The 7,536-nt window shown below is 60.4% G+C and carries 7 protein-coding genes and 2 rRNA genes; 5 read left to right on the plus strand and 4 right to left on the minus strand.

Annotated elements, in window-relative coordinates:
- Positions 1–2: 2 nt before the first annotated feature.
- From cheB to ppnP, 3 genes are read left to right on the plus strand one after another with little or no spacing between them, the layout of a single operon-like run.
- Entirely contained in the window at positions 3–1,049 is a 1,047-nt protein-coding gene (cheB, locus tag AC0V2Y_RS10410; RefSeq protein ID WP_475417731.1) for a chemotaxis-specific protein-glutamate methyltransferase CheB, read from the plus strand.
- Between the two features lie 17 nt (positions 1,050–1,066).
- Positions 1,067–2,092, plus strand: a complete 1,026-nt coding sequence (locus AC0V2Y_RS10415; RefSeq protein ID WP_475417730.1) for a diguanylate cyclase — start codon at positions 1,067–1,069, stop codon at positions 2,090–2,092.
- Between the two features lie 25 nt (positions 2,093–2,117).
- Complete coding sequence (ppnP, locus tag AC0V2Y_RS10420; protein ID WP_475417729.1) at positions 2,118–2,432, plus strand: pyrimidine/purine nucleoside phosphorylase; 315 nt, start codon at positions 2,118–2,120, stop codon at positions 2,430–2,432.
- A gap of 72 nt (positions 2,433–2,504) precedes the next feature.
- Here ppnP and murB read toward each other — a convergent pair whose 3' ends face one another.
- Positions 2,505–3,533, minus strand: a complete 1,029-nt coding sequence (gene murB, locus AC0V2Y_RS10425) for a UDP-N-acetylmuramate dehydrogenase (protein ID WP_475417728.1) — start codon at positions 3,531–3,533, stop codon at positions 2,505–2,507.
- A gap of 185 nt (positions 3,534–3,718) precedes the next feature.
- On the opposite strand from murB, the gene AC0V2Y_RS10430 reads away from it, so the two are divergent.
- Positions 3,719–4,204 carry a YajQ family cyclic di-GMP-binding protein gene (locus AC0V2Y_RS10430; RefSeq protein WP_034759416.1) on the plus strand — a complete coding sequence of 162 codons (486 nt, stop codon included), beginning with the start codon at positions 3,719–3,721 and terminating at the stop codon, positions 4,202–4,204.
- Between the two features lie 184 nt (positions 4,205–4,388).
- Positions 4,389–5,654: a nitronate monooxygenase gene (locus AC0V2Y_RS10435; protein WP_475417727.1), complete on the plus strand. Its 1,266-nt coding sequence runs from the start codon at positions 4,389–4,391 to the stop codon at positions 5,652–5,654.
- Positions 5,655–5,709: 55 nt separating this feature from the next.
- Here AC0V2Y_RS10435 and AC0V2Y_RS10440 read toward each other — a convergent pair whose 3' ends face one another.
- The 3 genes from AC0V2Y_RS10440 to AC0V2Y_RS10450 all read right to left on the minus strand — a co-directional run.
- Positions 5,710–7,008, minus strand: a complete 1,299-nt coding sequence (locus AC0V2Y_RS10440) for a leucine-rich repeat-containing protein kinase family protein (RefSeq protein WP_475417751.1) — start codon at positions 7,006–7,008, stop codon at positions 5,710–5,712.
- Between the two features lie 110 nt (positions 7,009–7,118).
- A 5S ribosomal RNA gene (gene rrf / locus AC0V2Y_RS10445) occupies positions 7,119–7,231 on the minus strand.
- 143 nt (positions 7,232–7,374) lie between these two features.
- Positions 7,375–7,536: ribosomal RNA gene (locus AC0V2Y_RS10450) — 23S ribosomal RNA — on the minus strand; the annotation flags it as partial.

Raw genomic sequence — 7,536 nt, forward strand, 5'->3', positions numbered from 1 at the left:
TCATGAAAATTGCCATTGCCAACGATGTCGCCATGGCCGCCGAGGCCCTGCGCCGGGTGGTCGCCAGTACGCAGGAACACCAGGTGCTGTGGATCGCCCGCACGGGACTCGAAGCCGTGCGCATGTGCGAGGGCAACCGCCCCGACCTGATCCTGATGGACCTGAACATGCCGGAGATGGATGGCGTGGAAGCGACGCGCCTGATCATGGAGCAAAGTCCGTGCGCCATCCTGGTCGTCACGGGCCGCCCGCAGGACAATGTCAACCAGGTCTTCCGCGCGCTGGGCGCGGGCGCGCTCGACGTCACGGCCACGCCGGTGCTGCAGGGGGAAGTGGGCGGCGACAGCGAACTGCTGGCCAAGATCAAGACCATCGGCAAGCTGATACGCCACAGCGCCGAGGCACCGCCGCCGCGCCAGGCGAACGGCAATGGCGGCGAACGGGGCGACGGCCAGGTATCGACCCTGGTGGCCATCGGCGCCTCGACGGGCGGGCCGTCAGCGGTAGCCAAGGTGCTGTCCGGCTGGACGGCGCCGCCCGGCTGCGCCATCGTGGTGGTGCAGCATATCGATGAAACCTTCGCCTCGCACTTCGCCAAATGGCTGGACGACCAGCTCAGCATGCCCGTGCGCGTGATCGCCGAAGGCGACGAACTGGTGTCCGGCACGGTGCTGATCGCCAAGACCAATGATCACCTGCTGCTAGATCAAAATTATCGTTTGGGGTACGATGCAGCACCGCGCGACTATGTTTACCGCCCGTCCGTCGATGTCTTCTTCAACTGCGTGGCGCAGCACTGGCGCGGCGACGCCATCGGCGTTTTGCTCACAGGCATGGGGCGCGACGGCGGCGATGGCTTGCTGGCCATGCGCCGCGCAGGCAAGACGACGATCGCGCAAGACCAGGCCAGCAGCGCCGTGTACGGCATGCCGCGCGCAGCGGCTGAACTCGATGCGGCGCAGCAAATCCTGCCATTGGATAGAATAGGCGCCAGCCTGCGCGGCCGCCTGGGCGCCAAACTCAACAATGGGTGGGAGCCCTCCCCCTAACATCTGAAAAGAATGCAATGCCAGAATTCTCCTCCAGCTTCACCCAGCATGAGCCCGCATTGACCGAATTCAAGGTCAGCGTGCTGCTGGTGGACGACCAGTTGATCATTGCCGAGGCAGTCCGGCGCATGCTCAGCGACCAGCAGGATATCGAATTTCATTATGTGACCGACGCCACGCAGGCGCTGGACACGGCGCTGCGTTTGCAACCGACCGTCATCCTGCAAGACCTGGTGATGCCGGGCATCGACGGCTTCGCCCTGATCCAGCTGTACCGCGAAAACCAGGCGCTCGCGCACGTGCCGGTGATCGTGATGTCGGCCAAGGATGACCCGAAACTGAAGGCCCACAGCTTTGCCGTCGGCGCCAACGATTATGTGGTGAAACTGCCGGACCGCCTGGAGCTGCTGGCGCGCATACGCTACCATTCCAACGCGCACATCAGCCGCCTGCAGCGCGACCAGGCTTTTCGTTTCCTGCGCGAAAGCCAAAAGAACTTGGCGGACGCGAACATTGAATTGCAGAAACTGGCCGCCCTCGATGGCTTGACGGGCATCGCCAACCGCCGCCGCTTCGATGAAACCTTGCATTTCGAATGGCAGCGGGGCCAGCGCGACAAGGCGCCGCTGAGTCTGCTGTTCTGCGATATCGACCATTTTAAAAGCTATAACGACCATTTCGGCCACCTGGCGGGCGACCTGTGCCTGAAAAAAGTTGCCGCGGTGCTCACGGAACATTTGAAACGCCCGGCCGACCTGGCCGCCCGCTACGGGGGAGAGGAATTCGCCCTGATCCTGCCGGAAACGGAAGCGGCCGGCGCGCTGCTGATCGCCGAAGCATGCCGGCGCCATCTGGAAGGCTTGCAGATCGAAAACCCGGCGGCAGGCACGGGCATCGTCACCATCTCGATCGGCGTGGCCACCGTCGTGCCTTCGCCGGACTCGACGGTCGAGCAACTGATCAACCGCGCCGACCAGGCCCTGTACGCGGCCAAGCGCGGCGGACGCAACAGCGTGCTGAGCGCCGATGACGTCCGGGACTGATTTTTAACAGCAAGGAAAGTGAAGCATGAGCACACAACTGGACAATGTCAGCGTCGTCAAGAAGTCGAATATCTACTTTGACGGCAAATGCGTCTCGCACAACGTCATCCTGGCCGATGGCACGAAGAAAAGCGTGGGCGTGATTTTCGCGTCATCGCAGCGCTTCAACACGGGCGCGCCGGAGACCATGGAAATCGTCGGCGGCCTGTGCAAGGTGCGCCTGGCCGACGCGACGGAGTGGAACAGCTATGGCGCGGGCACGGAATTCAAAATCCCGGGCAATAGCTATTTTGATATCGAGACCATCGAAACCGTCGATTACGTCTGCCACTTTGGCTGATCCGCGCAGAAAAAACGTCCATGGCTGCGCTGCGCTGCCCTGAACATTTTTCAAGCGTGGATTTAATCAAGATCAAACAAACACAGGCTCGGGCGACAGGCGCACGCCATATTTCGCCTCGACATCATCCTGTATCGCTTCCGCAAGCCGGGTAATGTCCGCGCCACGAGCGCCGCCATTATTCACCAGAACCAGCGCCTGCTTGGGATACACTCCCGCGGGCCCCAGGTTTTTCCCCTTCCAGCCGCACTGATCTATCAACCAGCCGGCCGCCAGCTTTTCCGTGCCATCGGGCTGCGCATGGTGCACCAAGGTGGGAAAGCGTTCCAGCAAGGCAAGACATTGCTCCCGTGACACCACGGGATTCTTGAAGAAGCTGCCCGCATTGCCGATCACGGCCGGGTCCGGCAATTTTCGCCGACGGATCGCCATCACCGTTTCAGCCACCTGTTGTGCTGTCGGTTCGGCAAGATTGCGCTCGGCCACGGCCTGCGCCAGTTCCGCATAGCGCAAGTTCGGCCGCCACTCGGCGGGCAAGGCAAACGTCACTTCCAGCACGATCAGCTCGCGGCCTTCCACCTGCTTGAAGATGCTGTCGCGGTAAGCGAAGCGGCAGGCGTCGCGGTCCATGTCGAAGACGATGCCGCTGGCGCTGTGCATGACGCTCACCTTATGCAGATAATCCTTGATTTCAACGCCGTACGCGCCAATATTCTGGATAGGCGCCGCGCCCACCGTGCCGGGAATCAATGACAGGTTTTCCAGCCCGCCCACGCCTTGCGCCAGGGTCCACTGCACAAAATCGTGCCAGTTTTCGCCGGCCGCGGCCGTGACGAGTATCGTCTCGAAGTCCGCCTGCGCCAGGCGCATGCCGCGCGTGGCCATGTGCAGCACGGCGCCGGGAAAGTCGCCCGTAAGCACGATGTTGCTGCCGCCGCCCAGTATCAGGCGCGGCATGGCGGACAGGGCCGGATCCTGCAGCGCGGCCTGCAGCTGGGCCTGCGAAGTGATGCGTACGTAAGCGGCCGCGTTGGCCGCGATGCCGAAGGTATTCAGGCGCTGGAGGTTGTAATTGTGTTCGATGGTGAGCTCTGGATGCATGGGATAGGGAAATTTTGCTCGATTATAGAGCGAAAGCGACAAAAAACCACCTCAGGACAAGGGCGACTTGCCCGTTGTCCGTTAAAATGTCGCATCTTTAACAGGGCCGCCCCATGGCGCAGAATCAGCCGCCAAGGCCCAGCGCGCCGAGCGTGCGCTCGCTTTAACAAGAAAAGGAACAGACCATGCCGTCATTTGATGTAGTCTCCGAAGCCGATATGATCGAAGTCAAGAATGCCGTCGAGCAATCCAACAAGGAAATCACGACCCGCTTCGACTTCAAAGGCAGCGACGCCCGCGTCGAACACAAGGAAAACGAATTGACCGCGTTTGCGGACTCGGAATTCCAGCTCAGCCAGGTACGCGACGTGCTGACGAACAAATTGACCAAACGCAAGGTCGATGTGCGCTTCCTCGACGAAGGCGACATCAAGAAGATCGGCGGCGACAAGGTCAAGCAGATCATCAAGATCAAGAATGGCATCGAATCGGATGATGCCAAGAAAATCGTGCGCGTCATCAAGGACAGCAAGATGAAAGTGCAAGCGAGCATCCAGGGCGAAGCCGTGCGCGTCACGGGCGCCAAGCGCGACGACCTGCAGGCGGCCATGGCCATGCTGCGCAAGGACGTGCCCGACATGCCGCTGGAATTTAACAACTTCCGCGATTAATTTCGATGATGCGCACGCTCCGGCCTGCGTTCGCGCGGCATGGCGGCAAGCTCTGCCTCAGAGCGCCTGCCCGCTTGGGGTAGAATTGAAGCTGCGCACAGCTACATGCGCCCGCACGCCCGACCGGCTGCGGGCTTGACCGTACATCTGGCTCAGTGATAACCACGGTAGTCTAAGGATAGCAATGAAACGTGTTGATGATTTCCGCCTGCGATTTGGCAAAAAAGAATATGTGCCCATCATGATAGGCGGAATGGGTGTGGATATTTCCACGTCGGAGCTGGCCCTGGAAGCGGCCCGGCTGAACGGTATTGGGCATATCTCCGATGCCATGGTGGAAGACGTGTCGGATCGCCGTTTCGACACCACCTTCGTCAAAGACAAGACGAAACTGTACAAATTCAACATCAATAACAGCGACAAGGCCGTGGTCCAGTTCGATCTGGGCCGCCTGGCGGAAGCGCAGCGCCTGCACATCGGCCGCACCATGGAAGCGAAAAAGGGCGATGGCTTGATCTTCGTCAATTGCATGGAAAAGCTGACCATGAACGGCCCCCGCGAAACCTTGCGCGTGCGCCTGAATGCGGCGCTGGACGCGGGCATCGACGGCATCACCCTGTCCGCCGGTCTGCACTTCGGCTCGTTCGCCCTGATGGCCGACCATCCACGTTTCCGTGACGCCAAGCTGGGCATCATCGTCTCGTCCGTGCGCGCCTTGCAGATTTTCCTGCGCAAGAACGCCAAGCTGGACCGTTTGCCCGACTTCATCATCGTCGAAGGACCATTGGCCGGCGGCCACCTGGGTTTCGGCATGGACTGGGCCAATTACGACCTGCACACGATCACGGCGGAACTGCTGGCCTACCTGAAGGCGGAACAGCTGGACATCCCGCTGATCGCCGCCGGCGGCATCTTCACGGGCAGCGACGCCGTCTCCTTCCTGGAAGCGGGCGCGGCCGGCGTGCAAGTGGCGACGCGCTTTACCGTCACCAAGGAATGCGGCTTGCCGAACAAGGTCAAGCAGGAATATTACAAGGCCTCGGAAGAAGACATCATCGTCAACGGCGTCTCGCCGACCGGCTACCCGATGCGCATGCTGAAAAACACGCCCGCCATCGGCGCCGGCATCCGTCCAGGCTGTGAATCGTATGGCTACCTGCTCGATGCGACGGGCAACTGCGCGTACATCAACTCGTACAACCGCGAAGTGGCTGCCCATCCGGAACAGAAAACCGTCGTCGTGATGGACAAGACTTGCCTGTGCACCCACATGCGCAACTTCAACTGCTGGACTTGCGGCCATTACACGTATCGCCTGAAGGACACGACGCATAAACTGGACAACGGCGAATACCAGATCCTGACGGCCGAACACGTCTTCAAGGATTACCAGTTCAGTGTCGACAACCAGATCGCCCTGCCGGAAAAAGAAATCCAGCTACCTGGCTGAAGATTGCCAGCCTGAAATGAAAATGGCGCAGCCTGCGAAGGCTGCGCCATTTTTTTTATGCGGGGAGCATATCTCGCAACGCTCGTTCGATCACGTCGAACTTGGGCCGCCGCGATATTTCTTCCTGCAGGCAAGCCTCCAGCAAGGCCTGCATGGCCGGCAAGGGCGCCGCACAGTGCGCGACCAGCTCACCCAGCAGCACGCCAAAGGCGCGCGCCTCTATACCCTGCAGCAAGTCCCCTTGCGGCATGTCTGGCGCAAACATGGACGCCGCACCGAAGTCGCCCAGCAGGCAGGCGCCGGCGTCCGCATGCAGGATGTTGTGTGCATACAGATCGCCATGCACGATCCCGCGCGCATGCAGCTGGCGCACGGCCGAGGCGATGCCGTGGGCAATGGCCAGGACTTGTGATGCGTCAAAGCGCACGCCCTCGGCATACACGTCGCGCGTGCATGATGACAGGCTGGGCGGCCCTGCCAGGTTGCGGTAGGCAACATCGATCAGCGGCATGACGAGTCCCAGCGCCCCTTGCGGATGCGCATCGAGCGTCCCGAGGATGGGAATCAGGCCCGGATGGGCGCCGGCCCCGACACAGGCGGCCATTTCGCTGCGCGGCAAGCCGTCGCTGGTCATCGCTCCCTTGAATACTTTCACCGCAACATCCTCGGCATCATCGAGGCGGGCACGGTAAATCACGCCCGATGCTCCCTCACCCAGCTGCTGCGCCAGTTGCAGGCGCTGCCAGGCCACGCCCGCCGTACCGGCGCCGCTCAGGGCAGCCAATTCACGCGCTTCAGTACAGGGATTGCCCGCATACGCGAGCCAGCCCAGGCGTGGCAAGGACAACAGGCAGTCGGGCAGCGCCGTGAAGCGGTTGGCGGCAATGCGCACCAGTTCCAGCCGGTGGCAATTGGCAAGGGATGCCGGCAAGCTAGTCAGGCAATTTCCTGCCAGCATGAGTTTCTGTAATTCACTGCACTTGCCCAGCTCATCCGGCATGGACTCGATGACATTGTCGGTCAGGGTCAGCCAGCGCAGTGCCGATGGCAAGGCTGCGGCCGGTACATGGCGGATCCGGTTCGCCTTGAAACCGATCATTTCCAGCGCAGGACAAGCACCGAGCACGGCCGGCAAGGTGGTGAACAGGTTATCGGAGCAAAAAATGATGCGCAGCTTGTGCAGGCGCGGCAGCTCGTCGGGCAGCGAAGACAGCGCGTTGCCGGACAGGTCGAGGATTTCCAGGCTGTCGGCCAGGTCGAAGATTTCGCGGGGGAATGCCGTCAAGCCGCACGACAGCTTCAGGCGGCGCACGCCGGCCAGTTGGCCAGCACGTAATTGCTCCAGTGTATGCACAGCAGACAAGATATCCCTTTCAAAAACCCGGCAATCGCTGGCCTAGATAAAAGCCGCGGACGTAAAAAAACCCCCACCGGATCACCGATGGGGGTTTTTTCGAATAACAAGCCTGACGATAACCTACTTTCACACTGGTTGCAGCACTATCATCGGCGCAAAGTTGTTTCACGGTCCTGTTCGGGATGGGAAGGGGTGGGACCAACTTGCTATGGTCATCAGGCATAACTTGTACCGGCATTTGTCCTCAGTGGAGCGACAAAGCCATGAATCTGGAAGAAGCGGATTATTTAGAATTTTGGGTAATGATTGCGATCAACAACACGCAACATGTACTTTCTTATCCTCTGTACCTGCTAAGGTTATAGGGACAAGCCGTACGGGCAATTAGTACTGGTTAGCTTAATGCATTACTGCACTTCCACACCCAGCCTATCAACGTCCTGGTCTCGAACGACCCTTCAAAGAGCTCAAGGCTCTGGGAAATCTCATCTCAAGGCAAGTTTCCCGCTTAGATGCTTTCAGCGG

The sequence above is a fragment of the Janthinobacterium sp. BHSEK genome (assembly GCF_056174685.1).

What these genes read in the sequence shown, in the direction of transcription:
- murB (WP_475417728.1), bottom strand. Translation starts at nt 3,533, where the DNA reads ATGCATCCAGAGCTCACCATCGAACACAATTACAACCTCCAGCGCCTG.
- cheB (WP_475417731.1), top strand. Translation starts at nt 3, where the DNA reads ATGAAAATTGCCATTGCCAACGATGTCGCCATGGCCGCCGAGGCCCTG.
- AC0V2Y_RS10435 (WP_475417727.1), top strand. Translation starts at nt 4,389, where the DNA reads ATGAAACGTGTTGATGATTTCCGCCTGCGATTTGGCAAAAAAGAATAT.
- AC0V2Y_RS10430 (WP_034759416.1), top strand. Translation starts at nt 3,719, where the DNA reads ATGCCGTCATTTGATGTAGTCTCCGAAGCCGATATGATCGAAGTCAAG.
- AC0V2Y_RS10415 (WP_475417730.1), top strand. Translation starts at nt 1,067, where the DNA reads ATGCCAGAATTCTCCTCCAGCTTCACCCAGCATGAGCCCGCATTGACC.
- ppnP (WP_475417729.1), top strand. Translation starts at nt 2,118, where the DNA reads ATGAGCACACAACTGGACAATGTCAGCGTCGTCAAGAAGTCGAATATC.